The sequence below is a fragment of the Phormidium sp. CCY1219 genome, from assembly GCF_035615515.1.
Taxonomy (GTDB): Bacteria; Cyanobacteriota; Cyanobacteriia; order Cyanobacteriales; family Laspinemataceae; genus CCY1219.
The window spans coordinates 1-1038 of sequence record NZ_JAJENT010000501.1 but is presented as its reverse complement, the minus strand read 5'-3'; the positions used below and the strand labels follow the sequence as shown (position 1 = coordinate 1038).

Sequence of the window (1038 nt, the reverse complement as noted above, 5' to 3'; positions counted from 1 at the left end):
TTCCGCTTCAACTACGACTACAGCAGCTTCGGCTCTGAAACCCTCCAACAGCAAGCAAAAGAAGCACTTTCCCAGTTTTTCGGGTACGTCCGCCATATGTTACGGGCGCGATCGCGCGAAAGCGCCAATACCCGTCTTAACTTTGCCTATTTCTTGCCTTTATTTGATGTGTTGACGTATGAACGTTATCGTATTAAGATTGAAGTATGGCAACATCAGCGTAGACGATCCCATCGAGAAAATACAAAGCTGTGAAAGAGAAAGTCTACGTTGATCTGAGTCCATACTGGCCTGAAGGCAAGTCAATTTCCTCTGTGTATGAGGAACTCTTAGTCGAAGGCAACAAGGTCGATCGACGCACTTTGTCTTCAGCCAAATCCGGTCTTTTAGCCAAAGCCGAGTTTGCCACACTGGTCAAACTGCGAGACTGGGTAAGAAAGGAAACTGGACGCTCAAACCTAGCGATCGATGATTTGCTGAGGTTTAAAGCACAAGAAGACAAGTAGTCGGTTAAAAAACAAAAAAGTCCCCCGCAGCAACGGGAGACCCATTTACATAAAAAACCATCATTATGATAACTCAAATTCAATCAGGTCAAACATTTGCCGAGCAAAATACCGTGGCTCCATTCGTTCTCAAAACCGACTACGACTACGCCGCCTTCGGCTCTGAAACCCTCCAACAGCAAGCAAAACAAGCACTTTCCCAGTTCTTCGGTTTCGTCCGCCAGACCTTCCTCAGCGGCCTAGAAATCGGTCGAAATTTGCGGCAAGTGCTGCACCAACTGTGCCGCGAACGGGGACTCACCCAAGGCGATCGCCTGTTCGAAAAATGGCTGGACTCCTCCGATTTTGGTGGCTCCACCTGGATGGCACGCGCCTTAATCCAGATTTCCCAGTGGTTCGACCGGCAAAAACAGCGCATCCAACAACTCATCCATGACTCGGTACAATCCTGGAGTATCAGCGCCCTCAAAGAACTGACCAAAATCGACGACCACCACCTGCTGGTCAAACTGCTCAAAGCCGGCAAGCAGAC

Annotated in this window: 3 protein-coding genes; all 3 read left to right on the top strand. The window is 48.9% G+C overall.

What is annotated here, in order from left to right:
* Positions 1 to 255 (top strand): hypothetical protein (locus tag LKK83_RS13020; RefSeq protein ID WP_324631586.1); only part of this gene is annotated, 255 nt, incomplete at its 5' end.
* Positions 252 to 506, top strand: a complete 255-nt coding sequence (locus LKK83_RS13015) for a hypothetical protein (RefSeq protein WP_324631585.1) — start codon at positions 252 to 254, stop codon at positions 504 to 506. The genes LKK83_RS13020 and LKK83_RS13015, both read left to right, overlap by 4 nt.
* 65 nt (positions 507 to 571) lie before the next feature.
* The coding region (locus LKK83_RS13010) for a hypothetical protein (RefSeq protein WP_324631584.1) at positions 572 to 1038 on the top strand (467 nt) is incomplete at its 3' end.